The sequence below is a fragment of the Photobacterium marinum genome (genome assembly GCF_000331515.1).
Lineage (GTDB): Bacteria > Pseudomonadota > Gammaproteobacteria > Enterobacterales > Vibrionaceae > Photobacterium > Photobacterium marinum.
Genome location: NZ_AMZO01000033.1, coordinates 1 through 26,524, shown reverse-complemented (window position 1 = coordinate 26,524; position 26,524 = coordinate 1). Strand labels below are relative to the sequence as shown.

The 26,524-nt window shown below is 50.6% G+C and carries 30 protein-coding genes; 21 read left to right on the top strand and 9 right to left on the bottom strand.

Annotation, left to right across the window (positions count from 1 at the left end):
* Positions 1-4: 4 nt before the first annotated feature.
* From rpe to C942_RS19130, 8 genes are all read left to right on the top strand, one after another.
* Positions 5-679, top strand: coding sequence for a ribulose-phosphate 3-epimerase (gene rpe, locus C942_RS19170; protein ID WP_007469276.1), 675 nt, complete (start codon positions 5-7; stop codon positions 677-679).
* Positions 679-1,368 (top strand): phosphoglycolate phosphatase, encoded by a 690-nt coding sequence (locus C942_RS19165; protein WP_007469275.1) that lies wholly within the window; start codon positions 679-681, stop codon positions 1,366-1,368. The genes rpe and C942_RS19165 overlap by 1 nt, the downstream gene beginning before the upstream one ends.
* Before the next feature lie 92 nt (positions 1,369-1,460).
* A complete protein-coding gene (gene trpS / locus C942_RS19160; protein WP_007469273.1) occupies positions 1,461-2,477 on the top strand; it encodes a tryptophan--tRNA ligase in 1,017 nt (338 codons plus the stop codon).
* Between the two features lie 125 nt (positions 2,478-2,602).
* Positions 2,603-3,187 (top strand): aminodeoxychorismate/anthranilate synthase component II, encoded by a 585-nt coding sequence (locus C942_RS19155; protein WP_007469271.1) that lies wholly within the window; start codon positions 2,603-2,605, stop codon positions 3,185-3,187.
* Positions 3,188-3,587: 400 nt separating this feature from the next.
* On the top strand, positions 3,588-4,805 hold the full coding sequence (locus tag C942_RS19145) for an aspartate aminotransferase family protein (protein ID WP_007469269.1): 1,218 nt from the start codon (positions 3,588-3,590) through the stop codon (positions 4,803-4,805).
* A 157-nt stretch (positions 4,806-4,962) separates the two neighbouring features.
* Positions 4,963-5,976 carry an arginine N-succinyltransferase gene (astA, locus tag C942_RS19140; protein WP_007469267.1) on the top strand — a complete coding sequence of 338 codons (1,014 nt, stop codon included), beginning with the start codon at positions 4,963-4,965 and terminating at the stop codon, positions 5,974-5,976.
* 21 nt (positions 5,977-5,997) lie between these two features.
* Positions 5,998-7,458, top strand: a complete 1,461-nt coding sequence (gene astD / locus C942_RS19135; RefSeq protein ID WP_007469265.1) for a succinylglutamate-semialdehyde dehydrogenase — start codon at positions 5,998-6,000, stop codon at positions 7,456-7,458.
* 21 nt (positions 7,459-7,479) lie between these two features.
* Positions 7,480-8,295 (top strand): DUF1338 domain-containing protein, encoded by an 816-nt coding sequence (locus tag C942_RS19130; protein WP_007469263.1) that lies wholly within the window; start codon positions 7,480-7,482, stop codon positions 8,293-8,295.
* 77 nt (positions 8,296-8,372) lie between these two features.
* On the opposite strand, the gene C942_RS19125 is transcribed toward C942_RS19130, so the two are convergent.
* Both C942_RS19125 and crp read right to left on the bottom strand, forming a co-directional pair.
* Positions 8,373-8,576, bottom strand: coding sequence for a hypothetical protein (locus C942_RS19125; RefSeq protein WP_007469260.1), 204 nt, complete (start codon positions 8,574-8,576; stop codon positions 8,373-8,375).
* Between the two features lie 241 nt (positions 8,577-8,817).
* Positions 8,818-9,450 carry a cAMP-activated global transcriptional regulator CRP gene (gene crp, locus C942_RS19120; protein WP_036801200.1) on the bottom strand — a complete coding sequence of 211 codons (633 nt, stop codon included), beginning with the start codon at positions 9,448-9,450 and terminating at the stop codon, positions 8,818-8,820.
* A gap of 272 nt (positions 9,451-9,722) precedes the next feature.
* On the opposite strand from crp, the gene C942_RS19115 reads away from it, so the two are divergent.
* A complete protein-coding gene (locus C942_RS19115) occupies positions 9,723-10,127 on the top strand; it encodes an OsmC family protein (protein ID WP_007469257.1) in 405 nt (134 codons plus the stop codon).
* A gap of 77 nt (positions 10,128-10,204) precedes the next feature.
* Here C942_RS19115 and C942_RS19110 read toward each other — a convergent pair whose 3' ends face one another.
* From C942_RS19110 to C942_RS19090, 5 genes are all read right to left on the bottom strand, one after another.
* Positions 10,205-11,074 (bottom strand): phosphoribulokinase, encoded by an 870-nt coding sequence (locus C942_RS19110; RefSeq protein ID WP_007469255.1) that lies wholly within the window; start codon positions 11,072-11,074, stop codon positions 10,205-10,207.
* A 111-nt stretch (positions 11,075-11,185) separates the two neighbouring features.
* Positions 11,186-11,404: a YheU family protein gene (locus tag C942_RS19105; protein ID WP_007469254.1), complete on the bottom strand. Its 219-nt coding sequence runs from the start codon at positions 11,402-11,404 to the stop codon at positions 11,186-11,188.
* Positions 11,405-11,536: 132 nt separating this feature from the next.
* Positions 11,537-12,508, bottom strand: coding sequence for a hydrolase (locus tag C942_RS19100; RefSeq protein WP_007469252.1), 972 nt, complete (start codon positions 12,506-12,508; stop codon positions 11,537-11,539).
* Positions 12,509-12,701: 193 nt separating this feature from the next.
* Positions 12,702-13,196: a TIGR02444 family protein gene (locus C942_RS19095; protein ID WP_232428198.1), complete on the bottom strand. Its 495-nt coding sequence runs from the start codon at positions 13,194-13,196 to the stop codon at positions 12,702-12,704.
* Complete coding sequence (locus C942_RS19090) at positions 13,165-15,084, bottom strand: ABC transporter ATP-binding protein (RefSeq protein ID WP_007469248.1); 1,920 nt, start codon at positions 15,082-15,084, stop codon at positions 13,165-13,167. The genes C942_RS19095 and C942_RS19090 overlap by 32 nt, the downstream gene beginning before the upstream one ends.
* A 238-nt stretch (positions 15,085-15,322) precedes the next feature.
* Between C942_RS19090 and kefG the strand changes: the two genes are divergently transcribed.
* The 4 genes from kefG (at position 15,323) to slyD (ending at position 18,672) form a co-directional block, all read left to right on the top strand.
* Positions 15,323-15,922 carry a glutathione-regulated potassium-efflux system ancillary protein KefG gene (gene kefG / locus C942_RS19085; RefSeq protein WP_007469246.1) on the top strand — a complete coding sequence of 200 codons (600 nt, stop codon included), beginning with the start codon at positions 15,323-15,325 and terminating at the stop codon, positions 15,920-15,922.
* A complete protein-coding gene (gene kefB, locus C942_RS19080) occupies positions 15,912-17,714 on the top strand; it encodes a glutathione-regulated potassium-efflux system protein KefB (RefSeq protein ID WP_007469244.1) in 1,803 nt (600 codons plus the stop codon). The genes kefG and kefB overlap by 11 nt, the downstream gene beginning before the upstream one ends.
* Before the next feature lie 51 nt (positions 17,715-17,765).
* Entirely contained in the window at positions 17,766-17,975 is a 210-nt protein-coding gene (locus C942_RS19075; RefSeq protein WP_007469242.1) for a YheV family putative zinc ribbon protein, read from the top strand.
* A 124-nt stretch (positions 17,976-18,099) separates the two neighbouring features.
* Positions 18,100-18,672 (top strand): peptidylprolyl isomerase, encoded by a 573-nt coding sequence (gene slyD / locus C942_RS19070; protein ID WP_007469240.1) that lies wholly within the window; start codon positions 18,100-18,102, stop codon positions 18,670-18,672.
* Positions 18,673-18,757: 85 nt separating this feature from the next.
* On the opposite strand, the gene C942_RS19065 is transcribed toward slyD, so the two are convergent.
* Entirely contained in the window at positions 18,758-18,979 is a 222-nt protein-coding gene (locus tag C942_RS19065; protein ID WP_007469238.1) for a SlyX family protein, read from the bottom strand.
* 19 nt (positions 18,980-18,998) lie between these two features.
* Positions 18,999-19,976, bottom strand: a complete 978-nt coding sequence (locus C942_RS19060; protein ID WP_007469236.1) for a WD40 repeat domain-containing protein — start codon at positions 19,974-19,976, stop codon at positions 18,999-19,001.
* 214 nt (positions 19,977-20,190) lie between these two features.
* Here C942_RS19060 and fkpA point away from each other — a divergent pair, with 214 nt between their 5' ends.
* From fkpA to fusA, 8 genes are all read left to right on the top strand, one after another.
* Complete coding sequence (fkpA, locus tag C942_RS19055; protein WP_007469234.1) at positions 20,191-20,997, top strand: FKBP-type peptidyl-prolyl cis-trans isomerase; 807 nt, start codon at positions 20,191-20,193, stop codon at positions 20,995-20,997.
* Positions 20,998-21,316: 319 nt separating this feature from the next.
* Positions 21,317-22,006, top strand: a complete 690-nt coding sequence (locus C942_RS19050; RefSeq protein ID WP_369808747.1) for a helix-turn-helix transcriptional regulator — start codon at positions 21,317-21,319, stop codon at positions 22,004-22,006.
* Positions 22,003-22,395, top strand: a complete 393-nt coding sequence (tusD, locus tag C942_RS19045) for a sulfurtransferase complex subunit TusD (protein ID WP_007469230.1) — start codon at positions 22,003-22,005, stop codon at positions 22,393-22,395. Before C942_RS19050 ends, tusD begins: the two co-directional genes overlap by 4 nt.
* Before the next feature lie 23 nt (positions 22,396-22,418).
* On the top strand, positions 22,419-22,775 hold the full coding sequence (tusC, locus tag C942_RS19040; protein WP_007469227.1) for a sulfurtransferase complex subunit TusC: 357 nt from the start codon (positions 22,419-22,421) through the stop codon (positions 22,773-22,775).
* A gap of 11 nt (positions 22,776-22,786) precedes the next feature.
* Positions 22,787-23,080, top strand: a complete 294-nt coding sequence (tusB, locus tag C942_RS19035) for a sulfurtransferase complex subunit TusB (RefSeq protein ID WP_007469225.1) — start codon at positions 22,787-22,789, stop codon at positions 23,078-23,080.
* A 178-nt stretch (positions 23,081-23,258) separates the two neighbouring features.
* Positions 23,259-23,633 carry a 30S ribosomal protein S12 gene (gene rpsL, locus C942_RS19030; protein ID WP_004399892.1) on the top strand — a complete coding sequence of 125 codons (375 nt, stop codon included), beginning with the start codon at positions 23,259-23,261 and terminating at the stop codon, positions 23,631-23,633.
* A 96-nt stretch (positions 23,634-23,729) separates the two neighbouring features.
* Positions 23,730-24,200 carry a 30S ribosomal protein S7 gene (gene rpsG, locus C942_RS19025; RefSeq protein WP_007469171.1) on the top strand — a complete coding sequence of 157 codons (471 nt, stop codon included), beginning with the start codon at positions 23,730-23,732 and terminating at the stop codon, positions 24,198-24,200.
* 78 nt (positions 24,201-24,278) lie between these two features.
* Positions 24,279-26,375: an elongation factor G gene (gene fusA / locus C942_RS19020; protein ID WP_007469170.1), complete on the top strand. Its 2,097-nt coding sequence runs from the start codon at positions 24,279-24,281 to the stop codon at positions 26,373-26,375.
* The last annotated feature ends 149 nt before the right edge of the window (positions 26,376-26,524 follow it).

Sequence of the window (26,524 nt, the reverse complement as noted above, 5' to 3'; positions counted from 1 at the left end):
GAACATGAAGGACTTTTTGATCGCTCCATCTATCCTGTCTGCAGACTTTGCCCGTCTTGGTGAAGATGTCGAGAAAGTACTGGCTGCAGGTGCCGATGTCGTGCACTTTGATGTGATGGACAATCACTATGTGCCGAACCTGACTTTTGGGGCCCCGGTGTGCAAGGCACTGCGTGACTACGGTATTACCGCTCCGATTGATGTGCACCTTATGGTCAAGCCTGTTGACCGTATTATCCCTGACTTTGCCAAGGCCGGCGCCACTATGATCACGGTGCATGCCGAGGCAACCGACCACCTTGACCGCACTCTGCAGCTGATTAAAGAACACGGCTGTCAGGCGGGTGTAGTATTTAACCCGGCAACGCCGCTGCATTACCTTGACTACATCATGGATAAAGTAGATCTGATCCTGCTGATGTCAGTTAACCCTGGCTTCGGTGGTCAGTCATTCATTCCGTCAACTATGGATAAGCTGCGCGAAGTGCGTAAGCGCATTGATGCTTCTGGTCGTAAGATCCGCCTGGAAATCGATGGTGGCGTGAAAGTCGACAACATTCGTGAAATCGCTGAAGCGGGAGCTGATATGTTTGTTGCCGGTTCTGCTATTTTCAGCCAGCCGGATTACAAAGCTGTTATTGATGAAATGCGTGCAGAGCTGGCTAAGGTAACGCGTTAATGGCACATCTCGAAGGTATTCGTTTCATTGCTTTCGACCTTGATGGAACGCTGATCGACAGCGTTCCTGATCTGGCTGATGCAACTGACAAGGCCGTTCAGGCCCTGGGTTTTCCGCCGGTAACGGTTGAGCAGGTGACGACTTGGATTGGTAATGGTGCTGATATTCTGATCAGCCGGGCATTGAGTCGCAGCCAGGATATCGACCCGGATTTGGATCCGGCTCTGCATCAAGAGGCCCGCCAACTGTTTAACCGCTTTTATGAAGAAGGCGGCCATAAACAGAGCAAGTTGTACCCGGGGGTAAAAGAAACCCTGGCAGCATTCCATCAGGCTAATGTACCGATGGCTATTGTGACCAACAAGCCGTCTCAGTTTGTCCCGCATTTGCTCGAGCAACATGGTATTGCCGACTATTTTGTCGATGTGATCGGTGGTGACACTTTCCTGCTGAAAAAGCCGGATCCATTTGCCTTGCACTGGTTGATGGAAAAACATCAGCTGGCGGCTTCAGAGATACTGATGGTCGGTGATTCGCGCAATGATATCTTGGCGGGTAAAGCGGCAACATGTTATGTTGTCGGACTGACCTATGGCTACAACTATGGCCAGCCAATCAGTGCTAGTGATCCCGATATTGTGCTGGATCACTTCAGCCTGCTGGCAGATGTGGTTAAACTAGGCAGCTAGTACGTTCAGCCCCAATTGGCTGACAGCAAGTTTTGAATTTTAGTCAGCGGCGAAAGCCGCTGCTTATTTGAGTGACATAGGAAAATCTCATCATGACTAAACCCATTGTATTGAGTGGCGTGCAGCCTTCTGGCGAATTAAGTATCGGTAACTATCTGGGTGCGCTGCGTCAGTGGGAACAGATGCAGGATGATTATGATTGCCAGTACTGTGTTGTCGATCTACACGCCATCACTGTACGCCAGGATCCTCAAGCATTGCGTGAAGCAACGCTGGATGCGCTGGCGGTTTGTCTTGCTGTTGGTGTTGACCCTAAGAAGAGCACACTGTTCGTTCAGTCGCACGTGCCTGAGCATGCCCAGCTTGGCTGGTTGCTGAACTGCTACACCCAAATGGGTGAGCTGAGCCGTATGACCCAGTTCAAAGACAAGTCGCAGCGCCACGCAAACGACGTTAACGTCGGTCTGTTCGACTACCCGGTACTGATGGCGGCAGATATCCTGCTGTACGGTGCTCACCAAGTGCCGGTTGGTAGTGATCAGAAGCAGCATCTGGAGCTGGCTCGCGATATCGCTATCCGTTTCAACAACATTTACGGCAACGACGAAGAAATCTTCCAGGTGCCGGAGCCTTATATTCCGCAAGTGGGCGCGCGTGTAATGAGCCTGCAGGACGCTACCAAGAAAATGTCCAAGTCAGATGCCAACCGCAAGAACGTAATTACCCTGCTGGAAGAGCCGAAGTCGATCATCAAGAAGATCAACAAGGCGCAGACGGATCCGGAAAATCCGCCACGCATTGCACACGATCTGGAAAACAAAGCCGGTATTTCTAACCTGATGGGTCTGTACTCTGCCGCGACCGGTAAGTCGTTTGAAGAGATTGAAGCCCAGTACAAAGGTGTAGAGATGTACGGCCCGTTCAAGAAAGACGTGGGTGAAGCTATCGTTGCGATGCTGGAGCCGGTACAGGCTGAATACAAGCGTATTCGCGAAGACCGTGCTTACATGGATTCAGTAATGAAAGCCGGTGCAGAAAAAGCGTCTGCCCGTGCTGCGGTAACGCTGAAGAAAGCTTACGAAGCGGTGGGTTTTGTAGCCCGTCCTTAATGGCTTTTTCCCTGCGATTTTGCTTTGAAACCGGCCTTTTGGCCGGTTTTTTTCTTCATGACTTGCCTTTCTGTTTCCCTGTAGCAAAATAGACCGCCAATCCACTCAGGGAGCTGACGTATCTAATGCTGCTGATCATCGATAACTACGACTCTTTTACTTATAACCTGTACCAGTATTTTTGTGAGTTGGGTGCGCAGGTGAAAGTTGTGCGTAACGACGAAATCGATCTTGCAGGCATTGAAGCGCTGGCACCGTCTCACCTGGTGATTTCCCCTGGGCCGTGTACGCCGAGTGAAGCCGGGATTTCCCTTCGGGCGATTGAGCATTTTGCCGGTAAGCTGCCGATCCTGGGTGTGTGCCTCGGACACCAGTCGATAGCCCAAGTTTTCGGGGCTGAAGTGGTACGAGCCCGTCAGGTGATGCACGGCAAGACATCACCTGTAGTACATACTGACCGCAGCGTATTTGCTGGATTGAATAACCCGCTGACCGTCACCCGCTATCACTCGCTGGTCGTCAAAGCGGATACCCTGCCGGACTGTTTTGAGGTTACCGCTTGGACAGAGCTGGACGGTGAATTTGACGAGATCATGGGTATTGCCCATAAGTCTTTGCCAATTGAAGGGGTTCAGTTCCATCCCGAGAGCATTCTGACCGAACAGGGCCATCAGCTTCTGGCTAACTTTCTTCGCCGAAAGGCGGCCTGATCTTATATCTTCAGTATTTTATCCTACTCTAAGCCACTAATTAGTGGTTTCTCTATCTGCTTTATGGCGTAAATCCGTACCGATAAATGCGGCTTGTAAGGCAAAAGCCCGAAGATTTGCGCGATCTCCCTCACCTTTCTTAACATTCTGTTTATTTTTGCCTGCATTTTTTCTGTGGAAATTTTATGCGTGTTTAGGTTGGAGACAAACACACTTTCCTATGTGGAAAGAGACCTTTTTCCCAGAGGGGGTTAATAATTTTTCCTTAAGTGTGCATAAGTATGTTTGTTTTAGCGAATAAGCCAACCAAAAGTTGAGATAAAAAAATATTCTGCTATTGGAATTGGTTAATAAAATGTAAATACTATGCTTAAGGTAAAAATCACAGAAGGATACGATGATGACGATGGAGCACAAAGTAGGACGTCAGTTGTTTGATGAGGTGATGGTGCCTTGTTATTCACCAATGCAAATCATTCCGGTTAAAGGTCAGGGTTCTCGAGTGTGGGATCAGGATGACCGCGAATATATCGATTTTGCTGGCGGTATTGCAGTGAGCTGTCTGGGGCATTGTCATCCCGCAATGGTTGGTGCACTTAAGGCGCAGGCGGGCAAATTGTGGCACTTGAGTAATGTCATGACCAACGAACCGGCGCTGCGTCTGGCGAAGAAGCTGACAGAACATTGCTTTGCCGAGAAAGTCTTTTTTGCCAACTCCGGCGCTGAAGCTAATGAGGCGGCCTTAAAGCTGGCCCGTCGATATGCTGCGGATAAATTCGGTCCGGAAAAATCAGAAATCATCTCCTTCCAGCAGGGTTTCCACGGCCGGACATTCTTTACTGTTACCGTCGGTGGTCAGGCGGCTTATTCTGACGGCTTTGGGCCGAAGCCGGGCGATGTCACCCATCTGGCTTACAACGATCTTGAAGGATTGGCGGAGCACATGTCAGAGCATACCTGTGCTGTGATGATGGAGCCGCTTCAGGGGGAAGGCGGGATTATTTCACCAACAAGTGAATTTATTCAGGGCGTCCGTGAGCTGTGTGACAAGCACAATGCCCTGCTGATTTTTGATGAGGTGCAGACGGGTAACGGTCGTACCGGTAACTTCTATGCCTACCAGGGGCTTGGCGTCACTCCGGATATCCTCAGCACCGCTAAATCTCTGGGTGGTGGTTTCCCAATAGGTGCCATGCTGACAACTTCTGAGCTAGCCAAGCATCTAAAAGTGGGTACTCACGGTTCAACTTATGGCGGTAACCCGCTGGCTTGCGCTGTCGCCGAAGCAGTGGTCGATGAGGTGACCAAACCTGAAGTGCTGGAAGGGGTTGCACAGCGTGAACTGTGGTTCCGCGAAGCGCTTGAGAGCATCAATGATAAGTACCCGACTTTTTCTGAAGTGCGCGGTAAAGGTTTGCTTTTAGGAGCCGCACTCAATGATCAGTGGCAGGGGCGTGCCCGTGACATTCTGCTGGCTGCCGGTGAGGAAGGGCTGATGGTATTGGTTGCCGGGCCAAATGTGGTGCGTTTCACGCCGTCACTGGTGATTGATAAAGCTGATATTGATGAAGGCATGGCCCGTCTTGAGCGTGCTATCGCCAAACTGCACCAGTCTTAATTACAGACATTACTACATTCTACAGGGACTATCGGGCGGCTGGCAGGAGCCGGGCTGCCTGATAAAGCCTGCCCACTACACATCCGGGCAGGAGAACCATTGTTTAATCACGATTAGCTAGCGGCATTGCCCGCTACCTGCATCAGGAGGGAGTACGATGCTGGTTATACGTCCTATTACTGAAGCCGATCTGCCGGCACTGCTGCAATGTGCCGAAGAGTCAGGTCATGGTTTTACTTCACTGCCGGTGAATGAAGAGATCCTGAATAACAAGATCGCGCATTCAATTGAGAGTTTTGCCAAAGAGGTAACCAAACCGGGGCCTGAAGGCTACCTGATGGTGGCTGAAGATACAGAAACCGGTGAAGTGGCCGGCACCACAGCAATAGAGGCCGCAATCGGGTTGGATACCCCTTTTTATACTTATCACTTGAGTACCGTGGTGCATTCATCACGCCGCCTCAATGTCCATAATGTGGTGAAGGTGCTGACGTTCGGTAATGATTACACCGGGGTCAGTGAGCTTTGTACCTTATTCCTGCGTCCGGAGTGGCGTCACGGTTCGAATGGCCGCCTGTTGTCTAAGTGTCGCTTTTTGATGATGGCCGAACATTCTGAGCGCTTTGATAAAACGGTTATCGCGGAAATGCGCGGCGTCTCGGATGAAGAAGGGAACTCGCCGTTCTGGCAATGGCTGAAAGAGCATTTCTTCTCGATTGATTTCACCCTGGCTGATTATCTGACCGGGATTGGTAAGAAAGGCTTTATCGCTGATTTGATGCCGAAGTTGCCGATTTACGTCAACTTGCTGAGTGACGAAGCCCAGGCGGTTATCGGTGAGGTGCATGAGAAAACCCGCCCGGCATTACGTTTGCTGGAGCAGGAAGGGTTTACCTGCCGTGGTTATGTCGACATCTTTGATGCCGGTCCGACGGTTGAGTGTGATGTGCGAAATATTGAGTCGGTGCGTCATTCCCAGAGCTGTACCGTGTCGATTGGTGAGCCGGGTAACGGACGGGATTGCTTGGTCAGCAACGTCTCTTTTGACAACTTCCGCGCTGTGGCCGCCAAAGTCCGTTTTGAAAACGATGAGCAGGTAGTAGTCGTTAGTGCCGAGGTGGCAGAGGCTTTGCAGGTTAAGAACGGCGATCAGGTTCGCTTGATCGCGTAATCGTAAGACGGGGAGAACAAGATGACACAGTGGATTGCAGGTAACTGGTTGCCGGGTAAAGGTGAAGCTATGCAGTCACACAACCCGTTTAGCGGGGAGGTGATTTGGCATGGCCAGGGGGCGACTGCCGAGCAGGTTGAGCAGGCGGTAGCCAGTGCCCGACAGGCATTGGTTGGCTGGCGCAAGAAGAGCTTTGCCGATCGTCAGGCAGTTGTTGAGCGTTTTGCTGAGCTGGTAAAGCTTAACGGCGAAGAGGTAGCACGCACTATCGCAGAAGAAACCGGCAAGCCGCTGTGGGAAACCCGGACTGAAGCGGCGGCGATGGTTGGCAAAATAGGTATCTCATTGCGGGCGTATGAGGAACGGACCGGTTTCCGGCAGAAAGAGGTGGCCGGAAGTACCCAGGCTGTGTTGCGTCATCGTCCGCTGGGAGTCATGGCGGTATTCGGGCCTTATAACTTCCCGGGGCATCTGCCAAACGGCCATATCGTACCAGCTTTGTTAGCTGGCAATACCGTAGTTTTCAAGCCGTCAGAGCTGACGCCGAAAGTGGCGGAAGAGATGATGAAACTGTGGCAGGAAGCGGGATTGCCTGACGGGGTGATTAACCTTGTTCAGGGCGGCCGGGCAACCGGTGAGGCACTGGCAGGTTCGGCTGGCATTGATGGACTGCTCTTTACCGGCAGTGCCAATACCGGCCATATCCTCCATCGTCAGTTTGCCGGTCATCCGGGTAAGATGCTGGCTCTGGAGATGGGAGGTAACAACCCGATGGTGATTTCGGAACACTATGGCGGGTTGGACGCGACTGTCTACACTATTATTCAATCAGCGTTTATCAGTGCAGGTCAGCGCTGTACCTGTGCCCGTCGCCTTTACCTGCCACAAGGTGATGAAGGAGATGCGCTGTTGCAACGGCTGGTGGAAGCAACCGCCGAGCTGAGAATTGACGGTCCGTTTGCCGAGCCGCAGCCGTTTATGGGACCACAGATATCCGAGGTTGCCGCCGATAACATTATCCTGGCTCAGGACAAGCTGGTGAACCTTGGCGGAAAAATCTTACTGGAAGCTAAACGTGGCCAGGGGGCGATTGTCACCCCGGCGATTGTCGAAGTTAGCCAGGTAGCAGAACTGCCGGATGAAGAGTACTTTGGCCCGTTGTTGCAGGTCGTCCGCTACCGGGATTTAGAACAGGCTGTCACATTGGCAAATGATACCCGTTATGGTCTGTCAGCAGGGTTGGTATCAACGGATGATGATGAATGGCGGTACTTTATTGATCATATCCGTGCCGGTATTGTGAATCGTAACCGCCAGCTGACCGGTGCCAGTGGTGATGCGCCGTTCGGTGGTCCGGGGGCGTCAGGTAACCTGAGGCCGAGTGCGTACTACGCGGCAGATTATTGCGCTTATCCGATGGCATCAATGGAAGGGGAGCAAACCGAGCTGCCGTCACAGCTGTCACCGGGTATTACTTTGTAATAACAGAAGGGGAGCGTCATCATGGAAAGAGTCGAGCAACTGTTTGATGCATTGTGGAAGGATTACACCGAGCGGCTCTGTCCATCGGCCGCACAGGTTCATGATCTGCTCGAAGAAGATGAGCCGCTGCTTAATGACCATATTGCCCTGCGTACCTTCAATCTGCCGCAGGTCGGTTTCGACCGGCTGGCGGCTCCTTTTATTGCTATCGGCTACAAACCTTGTGGGAAATACCATTTTGAAGCCAAGAAGCTCTATGCCGAACACTTTGAGCACCCGAATCCGCTGGCACCAAAAGTGTTTATCAGTGAGTTGATGGTCGGGCAGTTTTCTTCCTTGTTGCAGGAAACTATTCGCGATTTGGTGAACCAGGTGCCGGAGGCAGCGATGCATGATCCGGCTTTCCTCTATGGTGGCCGCCTGTGGGATTTGGATTTTAAAACCTATGAGCTTTTGTCTGCAGAAAGTGAATATGCTGGCTGGGTGGCAGCTCATGGTTTCGGGGCCAATCATTTTACAGTCAGCATCAACCAGTTGGAGCAGTTCACAGAGGTCCATGAAGTGAACCACCTGCTGCTTCATAACGGTTTTGTGATCAATGAGTCGGGGGGCGAAGTTAAAGGCAGCCCGCAGGATATGCTGGAACAGTCCTCCACCATGGCGGATAAGGTGCCGGTACAATTCCTTGATGGTGTTCATACCATCCCCGGCGGTTTTTATGAGTTTGCCAAGCGTTACCCGATGGAAGACGGTGAACTGTACCAGGGGTTTGTGGCGGCATCGGCCGATAAAATTTTTGAAAGCACCAATAGCCAGCCGCCTTTGGTCGATTACTAATGACAAAGGCAGCTTAGAGAGTATGACAAGCCCCACGGTTACGAGACAGTGGGGCCTTTTTCTGTTTTAAGCTCTAGTTAGTGGCCACAGTGGCTGTCGAGTGAAGGACAGTCAAATTCGCCGTTCGTAGTGGTTCGCCGATGCTGCCTGGTGAAGATGGCATGCTGTTCCAGATAGTGGCGCTGATCACTGAAACCGGTCAGCTCTACGGTCGGGGGTAGGGTGGCAATAACTGAGGGAATTGTTGAACCCGCGTTGGGGGCAAAGCGTTCGATATCCATATCCTGTGTCCTGTCGTCCCACTCGGTCCTGATGGTCTCCTTCCATCCCGGAACCGGAGCAGGTTATACCTGAAAGATATGCACAATGTAGCATTAATAAAGGGGAGCGCAAGAGGTGAGTCAGTGAGCGCGGTAGCAAATTATGCCTGATAAAATTGGAATGATTCCCCGGTGGTATGATCGCAGCAACAAAAAAAGCCGCATCAAGCGGCTTTTTGTCATTCATGTCTGGATGGTTCGCTTAGCGCGTACCGTAGACAACGATAGTTTTACCGTGTGCCGAGATCAGGTTCTGCTCTTCAAGCATCTTCAGGATACGGCCAACCGTTTCACGTGAACAGCCAACAATCTGACCGATTTCCTGACGAGTAATCTTGATTTGCATACCGTCTGGGTGAGTCATTGCATCTGGCTGTTTTGCCAGGTTCAGCAGTGTCTGTGCGATACGACCGGTTACATCCAGGAATGCAAGGTCGCCAACTTTCTGGCTGGTTACCTGCAGGCGGCTCGCCATCTGAGCTGACAGACGCATCAGGATGTCAGGGTTAACCTGAATCAGCTGGCGGAATTTCTTGAATGAGATTTCTGCTACTTCACAAGGTGTTTTGGCACGAACCCAAGCGGTACGTTCCTGACCTTCTTCAAACAGACCAAGCTCACCGATGAAGTCACCTTGGTTTAGGTAAGACAGGATCATCTCCTTGCCTTCTTCATCCTTGATCAATACGGCAACAGAACCTTTGACGATGTAGTAGAGAGTTTCAGCTTTCTCACCTGCGTGGATCAAAGTGCTCTTTGAAGGGTACTTGTGAATGTGGCAATGGGAAAGAAACCACTCTAGAGTTGGATCTGTTTGAGGTTTACCTGGAACCATATTACTAACTTCCTCTGCGTTTGTTGCCCAACAACGACATCCCTAAAAATTGAAGCTGGGCCTAACAATAAAATTGTTTGCCTTTAGGATATTCAGTCAGCCGCTGGGCTGCAAGCTCACTTGAATAATTAGTTTCAGAGTTTATCTTTTTTCGGCCTGTATTTCTTGATATTGATCTATCTGAAAAGGCCATTTTGTAGTCATAAGTGTGCACATGATCACAACTGTGTAATCATGTGCCAAAACCGCCTGATTTTAGTAAGGAGAAAGTCATGCAATCGAGAGTGAAATGGGTCGAGGAAATGACCTTTTTGGGGCAGTCAAATTCAGGACATAGCATCGTAATGGATGGCAATGGTGGTGAAAAAGCACCAAGTCCGATGGAAATGGTTTTGATGGCTGCCGGTGGTTGCAGCTCTGTGGATGTGGTCGACGGCCTGAAGTCTGCCGGACAGAAAATTACCGCCTGTGAAGCACAAATTTCTTCCGTCCGCCGCGAACAGGCACCGCGTCTGTTTACCTCCGCAAACCTGCACTTTGTGGTGACCGGACATGATCTGGATGAAGCGGTCGTTGCCAAAACTGTTGCTGACTCACTGCAGAAATACTGCTCAGTGTGCCTGATGCTGGGTGAAGGGGTTGAGATGACCCATTCTTATGAGGTCATTAAGGCGTAACTGATTGATCTTCAATCTTTTAACGAGTAACGAGATACTCTTTTCTCGTTACTCGATATAGATAATTGCCTTTTGAGTCAGCTTATTTTACCGGTATCAATCAGTTGCTGGATCAGCGGTCGCATGATCAGCTCCATCGCAAAGCTCATTTTGCCGCCCGGCACTACCAGGGTGTTATGGCGAGACATGAAAGAGCCCTGGATCATCGCCAGCAGGTAGGGAAAGTCGACGTTCTTGATACCGCGGAAGCGGATCACCACAAAGCTTTCATCCAGGCTAGGAATGGCCTTGGCGGTGAACGGGTTGGAGGTATCGACGGTCGGTACCCGCTGGAAGTTAATATGGGTACGTGAAAACTGTGGCGTAATATAGTTGATGTAATCGTCCATTGAGCGAACGATGGATCCCATTACCGCTTCACGGGAATGGCCGCGATCCCGGGTATCTCGGACGATCTTCTGGATCCACTCCAGGTTGACGATTGGCACCATGCCGATCAGCAGATCGACGTGCTGGGCGACGTTGATATCTCCGTCCACCACACCGCCATGTAATCCTTCATAAAACAGTACGTTGGTATTTTCTGGCAGATCCTGCCACGGGGTAAAGGTGCCCGGCATCTGATTATAAGGCACTGCTTCGTCGAAAGTGTGTAGGTAACGGCGAAATTTACCGCTGCCGTCATCACCGTACTGGCGGAAGAAACTCTCGAGTTGGGCAAAATCATTGGCTTGAGGGCCAAAATAGCTGATATGCCGTCCTTGATCTTTAGCTTTGCGGATCTCAACATCCATCTCCGGCCGGGTATAGCGGTGGAAACTGTCACCTTCCAGCCAGGCGGCATTGATGCCCATCATATTGAACATTTTGCGGAAAGCTTCAGAGGTGGTGGAGGTGCCGGCTCCTGAAGACCCTGTTACTGCAATAATCGGATGTTTTGCAGACATGACAAACCCTGTCGTTAACATTAACTCTCAGAGTTATTAACAGGCTGTTAAGGAAAGGTCAAGCGGAACCGGACAGGGATAGCGAAAATGATACAGTGGATAAAAAGTGGATTAACCGCTGAATTCGTGGCGCAGCTTGATATCGATCGATTCATGCAGCTCAGAAAAAACCACCACCGCTTCGCCGGAAGCCAGTTGCTGGCGAACATGGCGTACTTTATCGGACAGGCTCATTTCATTCTCACCGTAATCGGTGCCTTCGCGAAGCACAAAATACTCAATGAGGTTATCCAGGGTTTCCGGATCAATCTCTTGCCAGGGAATAATCATTACAGGGCTCTAATCGTTGACTGCTGATAGGATGATTATATTGGCAATTTCGTTAATTGTTTAGGAGAACTGTAGCCCCAGTCCTCCACAGTTTATTGGTGTTGGATTTAATCTTCTAAATTCGAAATTTAATTAGCTTCCCGCTTTTTTAAGAAACCACTCCGGTACTGTTTTTTCCAGCCACAGCTCCGGGTTTCGCCAACTGCCGGTGACAAAGCCGACATGGCCGCCGTTATCGCTAAGGTGGTAGTCGATGTTATCAGGCAGCGGTTCGGTCGGGATCACTGCCTCGGTCATAAACGGGTCGTCAGCGGCATGGATGATACGCAGTGGTGTGGTGATCCGTTGCAATTTGCTGATCCCACTGCAGCGTCGGTAGTAGTCGTCGGCATCTTTAAAACCATGTAGCGGCGCTGTCACCAGCTCATCGAACTGCCACAGGGTACGTATGTGTTCCACCTGACCCGCTTCCAGCGGCATCGCTTCGGGTAGCACAGCGATTTTTTTGCTGAGGTTCTTCTTCATGGAGTTCAGCAGATATTGCTGATAAACCCGGGAAAACCCCTGCTGGATCCTTTCTGAGCAGGAAGACAGACTAAGCGGTGGCGAAATCACCTGAGCAGCCTGGACTTCAGACTGAGACTGATGCTCTGCCAGGTAGTTGACCAGCATATTGCCGCCGAGCGAGACACCAACTGCCCAGAACGGGTTATCTGGCAGTTGTTTTCGCAGCCAGTTGAGGAAGAAGGTCGCATCTGTGGTTTCACCGGAGTGATAGCCGCGTGCAAGGCGGTTGATTTCGCCGCTGCAGCCCCGAAAGTGCATCATTACACCAAGCCAACCTTGCTGGCTGGCAGCATGAAGCAGGCCGTTGGCGTAAGGACTGCGGAAGCTGCCCTCCAGACCATGAAATAACACCAGGACAGGACGGTCGGCCGGATAGCTATCGATGGGGGCCGTCCATGCCAAATCAAGGAAGTCGCCATCCGGTGTTTCCAGCCGTTGCTCTATCGGAGTAAACAAAGGATTGCGGCGAATAAACCGCGGCAGCAGGGTTTGTAGGTGGGCATTACGTAGTCCGCTGGCGGGCTCGAAAGGTGTCATGGTCGGGATGTCCTTCAGTTATGTCTTGCCTGAAAAAGCCGGTTTTTGGAACAGATAACCGTTGCCGAAACAGTTTGGTCTATTTTCTTCCTGTTTGGCAATGATACCAATTAAGCATCTTTATTGCGTAATTACGTAAAGGGGCGGTTAGCGGTTTAGGGGGAGAGGGGAAAGAGTACTTTGTGTTTTATGTTCAGGGGGTGTTGGCCTGAAGCGGGAGCAGCAGTATATCGGCCCCGACCTGGTGGCAGTAGCGCTCAAGGTTGCAACTGTTCGGTGTGTGAGTTGATGGCAGGAACGGTGAAGTGCTGGTGTTGAGTTTTGTTATGAGTTCGCTTTGTTGCTGTTTTTCCAGTGTCAGTTCAAACCGGAGTAGTTGCTGGTAGCCGTCGTGGTCGAGCTGGGGTTTGAGGTTTTTGCGCATGGTTCGATATTGGCGGAGCAGGCTGTCACTGTGGCTGGCTGTGTCGATCAAGTTCTGGATAAGTTGATTGCTCAGCGATAATTGCTGACAGTCTAGCCAGTGCAGTAAGAGGGCAAGATTGACGTTGCCCCCGAAGTCATTTTGCAGGCTCAGACAGGCTGGTTCGACACCAGCCTGGGCGTAATGGCCCAGGCTGAATTGCCAGAAATCTTCCGGAGTCAAAACTATGCCATCAGGCATTGAATTCAGTTTCCATTGCTTCAAGCTCTTCCTGCAGTTCCATCCACTCCATTTCAATCTCTTCGAGTGCTGCTTTGGCATCGCCCTGGCGCTTGAGTTGATCGTTCAGGCGGACTTTATTTTCAGCTTCGTAAATCGCCGGATCTGACAGTTGGGTTTCGGCATCGGTAATTTCGGTACCGAGTTTTTCCATCTGCTTGTCCAGTTTGTCGATTTGCTTGCGGATTGGGGCGGTTTTCTTACGGAACTCCGCTTCCAGACGTTTTTGCTCTTTGCGGGATGCCGCGCTGTTGTCTTTGCCTGTGTCCGGTTTTTCGGCCTGTTGCTCCCGGCGTTCATTGCGTTGCTGTTCCGTCAGCCACTTGTGGTAGTCATTCAGATCGCCGTTGAACGGTTCTACTTGGCGGTCGTGAACCAGGTAAAGGTCATCAGTGGTAGCACGCAGCAGGTAACGGTCGTGACTGACAATCACCATGGCACCGTCGTAAGACTGCAGGGCTAGTGTTAGGGCTTGACGCATGTCCAGATCCAGGTGGTTGGTCGGTTCATCGAGCAGCAACAGGTTCGGGCGCTGCCAGACGATAAGTGCCAGAACCAGACGGGCTTTTTCCCCGCCGGAGAACGGGCCGACTTTTTCCAGGGCCTTGTCGCCGTTGAAACCGAAGCTGCCGAGGTAATCACGCAGCTGCTGTTCGGTTGCCTGCGGAGCAATGCGGGCCATGTGCTGTACCGGGGTGTCATCCATGTACAGGGTTTCCAGCTGGTGCTGGGCAAAGTAGCCGATCTTTACACCTTGTGAGTAGGTCAGATCGCCGGCTTTGGCTGGCAGCTCACCGGACAGGAGTTTGATAAGAGTCGATTTACCGGCACCGTTGCGGCCCAGCAGGCCGATACGGCTGCCCGGTACCAGATTCAGGCGGATTTTTTCTAGGATCAGGTTATCACCGTAACCGGCTTCCACCTGATCCATCATCAGGATAGGGTTTGGCAGGGCGCTTGGCTCGCGGAACTCAAAGCTGAACGGGTTATCGAACTGGGCCGGCAGCACTTTTTCCATTTTCTCCAGCGCTTTAATCCGGCTCTGGGCCTGACGGGCTTTGCTGGCCTTGTAGCGGAAGCGGTCGATGTATGACTGCATGTGTGTCATCTGCTTCTGCTGTTTCTGGTACATAGCTTGTTGCAATACCAGCTTTTCAGCGCGCTGGGTTTCAAACGATGAATAGTTACCTGTGTAGCTGTTCATCGTCTGGTTTTCAATATGGATGATGCGGTTTACGACCGGGTCCAGGAAGTCACGGTCGTGGGAAATCAGCACCAGGGTGCCGCGGTAGTTCTGCAGCCATTTTTCCAGCCACATGACGGCATCCAGATCCAAGTGGTTGGTCGGTTCGTCGAGTAGTAGCAGATCGGAACGGCACAGCAGTGCTTGAGCCAGGTTCAGGCGCATTCGCCAGCCACCGGAGAACTGGGTCAGGTTCCATTGCATCTGCTCCTGGGAAAAGCCAAGGCCGTCCAGCAGTTCCGCAGCGCGGGCACGGATGCTGTAGCCGCCGATAGTTTCCAGCTTGCCGTGAAGTTCAGCAACTTTGTTGCCGTTATTAGCTTCTTCTGCAGCAGCCAGATCGCGTTCCAGCTGGCGGTATTCGCGGTCACCGTCGATAACGTATTCAATGGCGCTGCGCTCCAGTGCTGGTGTTTCCTGAGCTACCCAGGCCAGCTCCCAGTTTGCCGGCAGCTGGCAGTTACCGGCATCGACGCTCAGCTCGCCTTTTAGCATGGCGAACAGGGTGGATTTACCGCAGCCGTTCTTGCCGACCAGACCGACTTTGTCTCCGGGATGGATGGTTGCTGTGGCGTTGTTAAGAAGAACTTTACCGCCGCGTAAGAGTTGAATGTCCGAAAAGGTAATCATCGACAGTGTCGGGGCAGCCCCGCTCCGCATAGTAAAACTGATATGAAATTGAGCGGCAGTCTATAACAAACAGCCCCTGACTGCTAACCCGCTCGTTATTCACCAGCTAGATTTAATCATAGTGACTGTGAATTTTGCGAAGAAGGATCTGCTGTCATCACAATTATGTATTATGTGCACTGGAGTGATGATAAAGCTGTCCTGTATGGAGAGCCTGAGGGATGCAGTAAGGAACACTATGACCAAAAAAGGACAGCCAAGAGTTTTGCTGATTTATGCCCACCCGGACCCTGAATCCTCGGTGGCAAATTGTGAAATGCTGAAAGGGATTGAAGCGCTGGACAATGTCACCGTGCATGATTTGTATGCCGCCTATCCTGATTTTTTTATTGATGTTAACTATGAGCGTGAGCTGGTTTGCCAGCATGACATCATTGTCTTCCAACATCCTTTATATATGTATTCTTGCCCGGCGCTGCTTAAAGAGTGGATTGATGAAGTGCTCAGCAAAGGTTTTGCTCATGGTGAAGGGATGGCAACCAAGGGCAAGTACTGGCGTTCGGTGATCACCACTGGCGGAGCGGCAGAAGCCTATACCCCGGATGGTTATAACCGTTGTAGCCTTGCCGAGATCCTTAAACCGTTTGAGTTGTCGGCGGCCCTGTGTCAGATGGAGTGGCTGGAGCCGCTGGTGCTGCATTGGGCACGACGCATTCCGGCTGGTGAGCTTTCAGCACATGCGAAGGCATACCATCAGTGGTTACAGACGCCTTTTGTTCATGAACAAAAGGCGCAAGAAGATGACAGCGAAGGAAAGGAGAACGCCTATGGCCAGTGATGTCCTTTCTGTCAGTGTGGTTTTTCTGGCCGCCGCCGTGGTGGCGGTACCGCTGGCTCAGCGTCTGGGGCTGGGCTCCGTACTCGGGTATCTGCTTGCCGGTATTGTGATTGGTCCGTGGGGGCTGCGCCTGATATCTGATGTAGACGCGATTCTCCACTTTTCAGAATTCGGTGTGGTGTTGCTGCTGTTTTTGATCGGCCTTGAATTGAATCCGAAGAAGCTATGGCAGATGCGCAGGCCGATACTCGGGTTGGGTGGCAGTCAGGTCCTGTTGTCCAGTCTGGTTATTGCCGCCATAGTGATGGCTTGCCGTGGTTTTATGCCGGACATTACCTGGCGCGATGCGCTGGTGGTCGGAATGGGGTTGGCGCTGTCGTCGACGGCGATTGCTTTGCGGGTAATAGAAGAGCAGGGGCTGGATGGCAGTGAAACGGGCCAATCCGGCTTTGCTGTATTGCTGTTTCAGGATATAGCGGTGATTCCGATGCTGGCTATCTTGCCAGTGCTGGCCGGTGGCGGCGGGGGGAGCTGGATCGACTTTGCCTGGATGATTGGCGGGATTGTCGCTTTACTGGTTGGCGGGCACTTCCTGTTGCGCCCTTTATTTCGTTGGGTGGTGCTAAGTGGCGTAAGAGAACTGTTCAATGTTGCCGCGCTGCTGCTGGTTATCGGCATTGCGTTAGGGATGCAGTCGCTGGGCTTGTCGATGGCTTTGGGGACTTTCCTCGCTGGGGTCTTGCTGGCAGAAAGTGAATACCGTCATGAATTGGAAATTGCGATTGAGCCGTTTAAAGGTTTATTGCTCGGGCTGTTTTTCATCGCGGTGGGGATGGCGGTCAACCTTGGTTTGCTGTTGGAATATCCGCTGCAGATTTTGTTGGCAGTAACAGGGCTGGTGGCTATCAAAGGGTTGCTGCTTTATGGCCTGGCTCGTGCGTTTGGTATCCGCTCTAAATCCCGCAGCCAGATGGCGGCGATCTTAAGTCAGGGCGGAGAGTTCGCTTTTGTGCTGTTCACTGCCGCAATGAGCGAAGGTTTGCTGGGCGGGGAACTGTCTGCTTTTCTGCTGGTGGTGGTCAGTCTTTCGATGATGACGACTCCGCTGATTATCCGGCTACAGGAAAAATGGTATGCCCGCACTTTCCGGGCCGATCAGCCTGAGCTGGAAAGTGATGTAGTCGATCGCGAACCGCGGGTGATCATTGCCGGCTTCGGCCGTTTCGGCCAGGTGGTTGGGCGCTTGCTGTTCGCCAATAAAATCCGGGTGACGGTCCTGGAGCGTGACCCGAGCCAGATCCAGTTCCTGCGAAAGTTCGGCTATAAAGTTTATTACGGTGATGCAACCCAACTCGATATGTTGCGGGCTGCCGGTGCCGACAAAGCCGAGGCCATTATTATCTGTACCGATGAGCCGGATGAGGTGATGGAGGTGGTCGCCCTGTGTCAGCAGTACTTTCCTAAGCTGAAAATTCTGGCCCGGGCCCGCAGCCGGGTTGAGGCTCACCAGCTACTGAGTCGTGATGTCGAGCACTTTTCCCGGGAAACATTTTCTTCTGCGCTTGATTTAGGTCGTAAAACCCTTATATCTCTGGGCATGCACCCGTACAAAGCCAAACGGGCCGAAGCCCATTTTCGCAAGCTCGATACCACGGCTTTGCGGGATCTGTTGCCGCAGCATATTGAAGATGTTCACCTTGCCTCCAGAGCCAAGGAAGCTCGGAAGGAACTGGAAGAGATTTTTGATCGCGAAATGCGTGGTGAGCGTGAGCGGCACAATGGGTGGGATTAACCGCGGGAAGGTTGTAATGAGTAACCTCCGAACTGAAAAAGGATGAACCAGATGGCAAAAAAACGCTTTATTGCCGGAGCGGTGTGTCCGCAGTGCAGTGAACAGGATACATTGCGCTGGTGGCAGGAAAATGAGATCGAAAGGGTTGAGTGTGTGGTCTGTGATTACACCGACCGTCGGGTGCCGAAGTCGGTGGATGAAAGCGAACAGCTTTCGCCGCCAACCAAAGAACAGGTGATTGGCATCTTCAAGCCAGAATAACGAGCGGATATTGGCATCAGACGACCATTATCCGTTATCATGCAGAAATATTAACAAGGGTACCGGGAGAGCGAATGGTTCCGCACCTTCGCTAAAACGGTACTGTCTCAATATCGGAGTAAACATGAAAGTCGCTAAAGACATCGTAGTAAGCCTTGCCTACCAGGTAAAAACTGAAGAAGGCGTGGTTGTTGACCAGTCAACAGCTGACGCACCTCTTGACTACCTTCACGGTCACAACAACCTGATTGTTGGCCTGGAGAAAGCACTAGAAGGTCGTGAAGCTGGCGACAAATTCGAAGTGACTGTTGCTCCTGAAGAAGCATACGGCGAGCACCGTGAAGAAATGGTTCAGCGTGTTCCTGCAGATGTATTCCAGGGCGTTGACGAAATCACTGTTGGTATGCGTTTCCTTGCTGATACAGATCAGGGCCCAATCCCTGTAGAAGTAACTGAAGTTGATGGCGACCACGTTGTTGTTGACGGCAACCACATGCTGGCTGGCCAGTCACTGACTTTCAGCGCAGAAGTTGTTGCTCTGCGTGAAGCAACAGAAGAAGAAATCGCTCACGGTCATATCCACCGTGCTGGCGGTTGCTGCGGTGGCGGCGGTTGTGATGACCACGAGCACGGCCATGAAGAAGAAGGCGGTTGCTGTGGTGGCGAAGGCCACGGCGGTTGCGGCTGCTCTCACTAATTAATAGTGAAGTATAAAAAACGGGAAGCTCAGGCTTCCCGTTTTTGTTTCTTGCTACTCGAACACTCAAGCCTTGATACTCACATTAATAATGCGGTGGCGGTGTTTCTTCAGACTCGCTGGCCAGGTTTGATGGTTCCATCCCCTTGACCTTACCAACCATGAATTTCATCTGCGTCTGTAATTTGTCGATCAGGAACTGCTGCGCAGTCAGGGCCTGGTTCAGTTCTTCAATGGTCTGATCCTGAAAGGCCTGTTTCATTTCTAGCTCGTCAATTTGAGCCTGTAGTTTTTCAATTTCGGTCATAAGGTGAAAGTGTCCCGTGTTAATCGGTCGTCCAGGCCTGAGCTATACCGGCAGAGCTACCGGAGATGACATGGCCGTCCGGGCTGATGGCGACATCATACACCACTGCAGCCGGTGGTCGAGAATCTTGTTTGGCTGCAACTTCCCAGCGTCCGAGATTATCGCCACTTGCCGAGTCCCACAGTTCGAGCCGTCGCGACGGTGTACCGGTGACAACGGTTTTGCCGTCATTGGAGAAGCGGGCGGTGGAAAGGTTTTGCTGGCGCAGGCGCACGGCCAGTGACGCTAGCTTCTCTCCGCTTTGCAAATCCCAGATAAAAACATCGTTGCCACCGTCGGCGGTCAGGGCCAGCTTTCCGTTGCGCTGGAGGGCAACCCGGCTGATCCGGGTGGTATGTTCGAACTGGTAAAGGATCTGGCCATTGCGGGTATCCCACAGGTAGGCAAAATGGTCGTTGCCGCCGGAGAGGGCAAACTGGCCATTGGCCGACAGGGCGACAGAATTAACTTTTTCTCGGTGAGCAAGGAACTCCAGTCGTCTTCCGCTGCCCAAGTCGACATACAGGGCCTTACCGTTAGACAGTGCCAGCAGGACATGCTGACCGTTACTGGCGATATCGACATCACGGATAATACCGTCAGAGATAGACCATAATCCCTCAGACTGGCCCCAGGCCAGATCCCAGACAGCGAAATTCTGCGCTGTTGCTGTAATGGCATAGCGGTTGTTGTCAGAAATTTTGCTGGCGATAACGGTATTGTGATATGGATCTTGAGAACCGAAATCAGCTAACCTTTTGTTTTGCTGTAAGTCCCAGAGCACGATACCTTGTTGTGTCGAGTATAGCAGGGCAAAGCGGCCATCTCGGCTCAGGCTGAAACTGGTAGCGCCTTCCGGGGCAAGCTCCCAGCGTTTGACTTCTGAACCCGAAAAAAAACAGCCTGTTAGGGTAAACAGTGCCAAAATAATGCTAAGCCATTGTATTTTTTTGTGCATTAAGGTCTGTTCCGATTTGTTCTGCTAAATACACGGAAATAGAGCGTCAATGGTATTAAATAACTGAATAACAGTGAGTATTTGGCAGTTTTTTAATACAGTTGGTATTAGTATATTGATATCGAGTGCTTTTCACACTAGAGCTTTTGATTCAAAAAGTGAAAAGCCGATTATAAAAAATGAGGCATTCCCTCAGCGAATGATGGAGAAATACATGAAACCTGTTCTGAAGATGTCTGTTTTGGCTGCGACAATCCTGCTAGCGGTAGGCTGCCAAGATGAAAAAGCAGCTGATACAAAACCAGCAGAGCCTGCAAAAGTAGAGCAGGTGGCAACTGAAGCTGCACCTGCAGCATTTGCCTCAGAAGATGAAAAAGCCGCTTACGCGATTGGTGCATCGTTGGCACAGTACCTGGCAGCTAACCTGGATCAGCAGAAAGAGTTGGGCCTGAACCTGGACCGTGAACATGTTCTGGCTGGTGTACGTGACGTATTTGCTGATCAAAGCCGCCTGACTCCGGAAGAAACTCAGCAGACCCTGCAGGAACTGGACAAGCGTGTTTCTGAGATCGTACAGAAGAAAGCTCAGGAAGAAGCCGAAAAGAACATTAAGGCCGGTGAAGAGTACCGTGCTAAATTTGAGAAACAAGACGGTGTGGTGAAAACAGAATCTGGCTTGCTATACCAGGTTGAAACTCAGGGCGAAGGTGACAAGCCTGCTGCAACCGATACTGTTCGCGTTCACTACAAAGGTACGCTGACTGACGGTACTGAGTTTGACAGCTCATACAAGCGCAACCAGCCTGCGACTTTCCCGCTTAACCAGGTTATCCCTGGCTGGACTGAAGGTGTACAGCTAATGCCTGTTGGTTCTAAGTTCAAGTTTGTTATTCCACCTGAGCTGGCATACGGTTCACAGGCGAACCCAAGCATTCCTGCTAACTCTACTTTGGTATTTGAAGTTGAACTTCTGGACATCGTAAAACCAGAAAAACAGGCAGAAACACAGAAAACCCAGTAAGTCACAGGATTAGCGCCGATATTTGGCCTTAAACTTTACTGAATGCAGATGAAACCCGGCTTTGGCCGGGTTTTTTTATATTTGTTTGATCTGGGCTAACGTTGGATATAGACCAAGTTCATATAAAATTTTAGGGAGCTATCAATAATCTGATAAACTTGCTAGAAAGATTTGAAATTTTACCCGTTCTATTTATTTTCGCGCGTTCCCTTTGCTGTACAGGTATCAGTTTGGTGAGAGAAGCGGTGAAACTAAATAAAATGGCTTTAGCAAGGAAGATGTGAAAGTGGTATCTACAGATAACTATAGTTCTGAGGTGATGGTTGAAAGTGACATAATCGAGCCGCGTGCATTCAGCGAGCATGATTACGTTATCCTGCGTTCTTACGAAGCGGTTGTTGACGGCCTGGCTGCGCTGATCGGCCCGTTTTGTGAAATCGTATTGCACTCACTGGCAGACCTGAATACTTCAGCAATCAAAATTGCCAACGGTGAAAACACCGGCCGTAAAGTCGGTTCCCCGATCACTGATCTGGCACTGCGTATGCTTCGGGATATTGAAGGTTCTGAGCGTAACTTTTCTCGTGCATACTTCACCCGCGCCAAGGGTGGGGCGCTGATGAAGTCGATCACTATTGCTATTCGCAACAGTGAAGACCGTATCATCGGCCTGCTGTGTATCAATATTAATCTGGATGCCCCGTTTGCACAGATCCTGCAGTCTTTCATGCCAACTGATGAAGCCAAGCAGGCAGCATCAAGCGTTAACTTTGCCAGTGATGTTGATGAGCTGGTGGATCAGACCGTTGAGCGTACCATCGAAGAGATTAACGCCGACAAGAACGTATCGAACAATGCCAAGAACCGCCAGATCGTGATGGAACTGTATGACAAAGGTATTTTCGATATCAAAGATGCCATCAACCGTGTTGCGGATCGCCTGAATATTTCCAAGCACACCGTTTATCTCTACATCCGTCAGCGTAAAACTGAGGATTGCGATAAATGAGCCTGAATTATGTGCTGGTCGTTGACGGGCCAGCATATGGTACACAAGCAGCCCGGCAGGCCTATCAGTTTGCTCAGGCCGTGATTGGTCAGGGCCACAAACTGTCGCGGGTCTTTTTCTACCAGGACGGTGTTTATAATGGTTCGGCATTGGCTGCGCCTGCATCTGATGAGTTTGATCTGGTTGCGGCCTGGCAGCAGTTGGCGACAGAAAATGAGGTTGAGCTGCAGACCTGTGTGGCTGCGGCTCTGCGTCGTGGCATTGTCAGCAAGCAGGAAGCCGAGCAGAATGCCTTGCCGGGAGATAACCTGGCTGCAGGGTTTGAGCAAGCCGGTTTAGGTGGTCTGGCTGAAGCCATGCTGACCGCCGATCGCGTGATTCAGTTTTAAAATCCCTTCCAAGAGAATTTTCAATGAAATCGCTAGGTTTTGTTTTTAACAACGCGCCGCACGGTTCAAGCTGCGGCCGTGAAGGGCTGGATGCCGTACTGGCGACATCGGCTTACAGCGAAGATATCAGTGTGTTTTTCATTGGTGACGGTGTATGCCAGTTACTGAAATCTCAGCAGCCGGAACAGATTCTGTGCCGTGATTACATTGCTACCTTCAAGATGCTGGATTTGTATGATGTCGAGAATATCTATGTCTGCAGCCAGTCACTCAGCGAACGGGGTATTGATGCCAGTGAACTGTTGATTGATACCGAAGTACTGGATCCTGAGGCTATTTCTGCCCGCTTGCACCAGTGCCAGCGCATTCTAAGTTATTGAGGTCGAAGGTTATGCTTCATACTATCACTACCTCACCATTTCAGACCCAAGCCCTGCAGCGTTGTCTACGCTATATAGGCCAGGGTGACGAAATCTTGTTGATTCAGGATGCTGTCATTGCCGGTATTGAAAAAAATGCCTGGGCTGAAACACTAAAACAATCGGGTGTAAAAATTTATTTACTTGAGGCTGATCTGGCTGCAAGAGGCATCGCCGGAAAAACCGATAACTCATTGGAAGTTGTTGATTTTAATGGCTTTGCCTCGCTCACCGTTAAGCACGAAACTCAGATGAAATGGGCCTGAAATCTGCTTCATCCCTGAGGATAGTGCGACATTTTCTTATTGTTTAAGAAATGATCATCTCATTGATCGTTGTATAGATCTTGACACCCATAAGTGCGATGCCTAAAATTTCGCGTCCTCCTGTTGTTGGGAGGCGGATTTTTCACATTTACGAAAGTAATATTTCAGGAGCTATTTAATGGCAACTATTAACCAGCTGGTACGCAAGCCACGTGCTAAGCAAGTTGTAAAAAGCAACGTGCCTGCACTAGAAGCGTGCCCACAGAAGCGTGGTGTATGTACTCGTGTATACACTACTACTCCTAAGAAACCTAACTCAGCACTACGTAAAGTGTGCCGTGTTCGTCTAACTAACGGTTTCGAAGTAACTTCATACATCGGCGGTGAAGGTCACAACCTTCAGGAGCACTCAGTTGTTCTAATCCGTGGTGGTCGTGTTAAAGACCTTCCAGGTGTTCGTTACCACACTGTTCGTGGTGCACTTGACTGTGCAGGCGTTAATGACCGTAAACAAGGTCGTTCTAAGTACGGTGTGAAGCGTCCTAAGTCTTAATGGATTTCCGTTAAGTAAGGCCAAACACTAAATTATTTAAATTTTGAAGAAACTGAAAAGTTTTGGATAACCTGAAGAAGACAACGGAGAATATCCATGCCACGTCGTCGCGTAATCGGTCAGCGTAAGATCCTTCCAGATCCAAAGTTCAAATCTGAATTGCTGGCAAAATTCGTTAACATCCTAATGGTTGACGGTAAGAAATCTACTGCAGAAAAAATCGTTTACACTGCACTAGATGCAATGGCTGAGCGTTCTGGTGAAGAACACCTAGCTATCTTTGAAAAAGCTCTTGAAAACGTTCGTCCAGCGGTAGAGGTTAAATCTCGCCGTGTGGGTGGTTCAACTTACCAGGTGCCTGTAGAAGTACGTCCAGTACGTCGTAACGCACTAGCTATGCGTTGGTTGGTTGAAGCTGCGCGTAAGCGTGGTGAAAAATCTATGGCTCAGCGTCTTGCTGCAGAAATGCTAGACGCGGCTGACAACAAAGGTTCTGCTGTTAAGAAACGTGAAGACGTTCACCGTATGGCAGACGCGAACAAAGCGTTCGCACATTACCGCTGGTAATACCGTCTGGGCGCGACAGGCTAGGCCTGTCGCGCCTAAACCATACTCTAAGGTTAACCTTAGTAAGAGGATACAGCCGTGGCTCGTAAAACGCCTATCGAGCGCTACCGTAACATCGGTATCTGTGCTCACGTTGACGCCGGTAAAACAACGACTACCGAGCGTATTCTGTTTTATACAGGCCTGTCTCACAAAATCGGTGAGGTTCACGACGGCGCTGCTACCATGGACTGGATGGAGCAGGAGCAGGAACGTGGTATCACCATCACTTCTGCTGCAACTACGACATTCTGGCGTGGTATGGAAGCACAGTTTCCAGAGCACCGCATCAACATCATTGACACCCCTGGGCACGTAGACTTCACTATCGAAGTAGAACGTTCTCTGCGTGTTCTTGATGGCGCAGTTGTTGTTTTCTGTGGTTCTTCTGGTGTTGAGCCTCAGTCTGAGACTGTGTGGCGTCAGGCTGATAAATACGAAGTACCTCGTATGGTATTCGTGAACAAGATGGACCGTGCCGGAGCTGACTTCCTGCGCGTAATTGATCAAATCAAGAACCGTCTTGGCGCGAACCCAGTGCCTATTCAGCTGAATATTGGTGCTGAAGATGAATTCAAAGGCGTTGTTGACCTTATCAAGATGAAGGCTATCAACTGGAGTGAAGATGATCAGGGTATGACATTTACCCATGAAGACATTCCGGCTGAAATGGTTGAACTTGCTGAGGAATGGCGTCAGAACCTGGTTGAATCTGCTGCTGAAGCTTCTGAAGAGCTAATGGATAAGTACCTTGAAGAAGGTGACTTGTCTGAAGCAGAGATTAAAGCCGGTCTTCGTCAGCGTACGCTGGCAAATGAGATCGTGCTGGCAACTTGTGGTTCAGCATTTAAGAACAAAGGTGTTCAGGCTGTACTTGATGCAGTTATTGAATTCCTGCCTTCACCAACGGAAGTTAAATCTATTCGTGGTGAAGATGAAAAAGGTAACGAGATTGAGCGTCACTCAAGCGATGAAGAACCATTCTCAGCGCTTGCGTTCAAGATCGCGACCGACCCATTCGTTGGTAGCCTGACCTTCATGCGTGTTTACTCTGGTGTTGTAAATTCCGGTGATACCGTCTACAACTCAGTAAAAGAAAAACGCGAGCGTTTCGGTCGTATCGTACAGATGCACTCGAACAAGCGTGAAGAAGTTAAGGAAGTTCGTGCGGGTGATATCGCAGCGGCAATCGGTCTTAAGAATGTGACCACAGGTGATACCCTGTGTGATCAAGACCATCGAGTGATTCTGGAACGTATGGAATTCCCTGAGCCAGTAATCCAGATCGCTGTTGAGCCTCGCTCGAAAGCTGACCAGGAAAAAATGGGCATTGCGCTAGGTAAACTGGCTGCAGAAGACCCGTCATTCCGCGTGGAAACAGATGATGAAACCGGCCAGACGCTGATTTCTGGTATGGGTGAGCTTCACCTGGACATCATCGTAGACCGTATGAAGCGTGAATTCAGCGTTGACTGTAACGTGGGTAAACCTCAGGTTGCATACCGTGAAACCATTCGTGGTAAAACGGAAGTTGAAGGTAAGTTCGTACGTCAGTCTGGTGGCCGCGGTCAGTATGGTCACGTATGGCTTAAGATTGAGCCGGCGGAGCAGGACGAAGGTTTTGTATTCGTTGACGAAATCGTAGGTGGTGTAGTACCGAAAGAATATATCGGTGCGGTAGCCAAAGGTATCGAAGAGCAGATGAACAATGGTGTTCTGGCCGGTTATCCGGTTCTGGATGTCAAAGCAACGCTGTTTGACGGTTCTTACCATGACGTCGACTCTAACGAGATGGCATTTAAGATCGCAGGTTCAATGGCATTCAAGAAGGGGGCGCTAGAAGCAGACCCAATTATTCTTGAGCCAATGATGAAAGTTGAAGTAACCACGCCAGAAGACTGGATGGGTGATGTTGTTGGTGACCTTAACCGTCGCCGCGGCATGATCGAAGGTATGGACGAAGGACCAGCTGGTCTTAAGATCGTTCGTGCTAAGGTACCACTGTCTGAAATGTTCGGTTACGCAACAGATCTACGTTCAGCAACTCAAGGTCGCGCATCTTATTCGATGGAGTTCAGCGAATATGCTGAAGTTCCTAAGAATGTTGCCGATCGAATTATTGCTGAGCGCACTTAATTTGATTATTGCGTCAAGCTTCGTTGACGCATAGAATACAGGCTTCGGACGCGCCCCCGACCTAGTAGGGGGCGTATCTTAACTAGGAAGGAACACGATCGTGTCTAAAGAAAAATTTGAACGTACGAAACCGCACGTTAACGTTGGTA

Bases quoted from the DNA above. Each gene is read 5' to 3' on its own strand.
- tusC (WP_007469227.1), top strand. From the start codon at position 22,419: ATGAAATCGCTAGGTTTTGTTTTTAACAACGCGCCGCACGGTTCAAGC.
- C942_RS19100 (WP_007469252.1), bottom strand. From the start codon at position 12,508: ATGACACCTTTCGAGCCCGCCAGCGGACTACGTAATGCCCACCTACAA.
- C942_RS19090 (WP_007469248.1), bottom strand. From the start codon at position 15,084: ATGATTACCTTTTCGGACATTCAACTCTTACGCGGCGGTAAAGTTCTT.
- astD (WP_007469265.1), top strand. From the start codon at position 5,998: ATGACACAGTGGATTGCAGGTAACTGGTTGCCGGGTAAAGGTGAAGCT.
- slyD (WP_007469240.1), top strand. From the start codon at position 18,100: ATGAAAGTCGCTAAAGACATCGTAGTAAGCCTTGCCTACCAGGTAAAA.
- crp (WP_036801200.1), bottom strand. From the start codon at position 9,450: ATGGTTCCAGGTAAACCTCAAACAGATCCAACTCTAGAGTGGTTTCTT.
- trpS (WP_007469273.1), top strand. From the start codon at position 1,461: ATGACTAAACCCATTGTATTGAGTGGCGTGCAGCCTTCTGGCGAATTA.
- tusD (WP_007469230.1), top strand. From the start codon at position 22,003: ATGAGCCTGAATTATGTGCTGGTCGTTGACGGGCCAGCATATGGTACA.
- C942_RS19155 (WP_007469271.1), top strand. From the start codon at position 2,603: ATGCTGCTGATCATCGATAACTACGACTCTTTTACTTATAACCTGTAC.
- rpsL (WP_004399892.1), top strand. From the start codon at position 23,259: ATGGCAACTATTAACCAGCTGGTACGCAAGCCACGTGCTAAGCAAGTT.
- astA (WP_007469267.1), top strand. From the start codon at position 4,963: ATGCTGGTTATACGTCCTATTACTGAAGCCGATCTGCCGGCACTGCTG.
- C942_RS19115 (WP_007469257.1), top strand. From the start codon at position 9,723: ATGCAATCGAGAGTGAAATGGGTCGAGGAAATGACCTTTTTGGGGCAG.
- C942_RS19130 (WP_007469263.1), top strand. From the start codon at position 7,480: ATGGAAAGAGTCGAGCAACTGTTTGATGCATTGTGGAAGGATTACACC.
- C942_RS19145 (WP_007469269.1), top strand. From the start codon at position 3,588: ATGACGATGGAGCACAAAGTAGGACGTCAGTTGTTTGATGAGGTGATG.
- tusB (WP_007469225.1), top strand. From the start codon at position 22,787: ATGCTTCATACTATCACTACCTCACCATTTCAGACCCAAGCCCTGCAG.
- C942_RS19105 (WP_007469254.1), bottom strand. From the start codon at position 11,404: ATGATTATTCCCTGGCAAGAGATTGATCCGGAAACCCTGGATAACCTC.
- C942_RS19125 (WP_007469260.1), bottom strand. From the start codon at position 8,576: ATGGATATCGAACGCTTTGCCCCCAACGCGGGTTCAACAATTCCCTCA.
- rpe (WP_007469276.1), top strand. From the start codon at position 5: ATGAAGGACTTTTTGATCGCTCCATCTATCCTGTCTGCAGACTTTGCC.
- kefB (WP_007469244.1), top strand. From the start codon at position 15,912: ATGGCCAGTGATGTCCTTTCTGTCAGTGTGGTTTTTCTGGCCGCCGCC.
- C942_RS19110 (WP_007469255.1), bottom strand. From the start codon at position 11,074: ATGTCTGCAAAACATCCGATTATTGCAGTAACAGGGTCTTCAGGAGCC.
- C942_RS19075 (WP_007469242.1), top strand. From the start codon at position 17,766: ATGGCAAAAAAACGCTTTATTGCCGGAGCGGTGTGTCCGCAGTGCAGT.
- C942_RS19065 (WP_007469238.1), bottom strand. From the start codon at position 18,979: ATGACCGAAATTGAAAAACTACAGGCTCAAATTGACGAGCTAGAAATG.
- C942_RS19165 (WP_007469275.1), top strand. From the start codon at position 679: ATGGCACATCTCGAAGGTATTCGTTTCATTGCTTTCGACCTTGATGGA.
- rpsG (WP_007469171.1), top strand. From the start codon at position 23,730: ATGCCACGTCGTCGCGTAATCGGTCAGCGTAAGATCCTTCCAGATCCA.
- fkpA (WP_007469234.1), top strand. From the start codon at position 20,191: ATGAAACCTGTTCTGAAGATGTCTGTTTTGGCTGCGACAATCCTGCTA.
- C942_RS19050 (WP_369808747.1), top strand. From the start codon at position 21,317: ATGGTTGAAAGTGACATAATCGAGCCGCGTGCATTCAGCGAGCATGAT.
- kefG (WP_007469246.1), top strand. From the start codon at position 15,323: ATGACCAAAAAAGGACAGCCAAGAGTTTTGCTGATTTATGCCCACCCG.
- C942_RS19060 (WP_007469236.1), bottom strand. From the start codon at position 19,976: ATGCACAAAAAAATACAATGGCTTAGCATTATTTTGGCACTGTTTACC.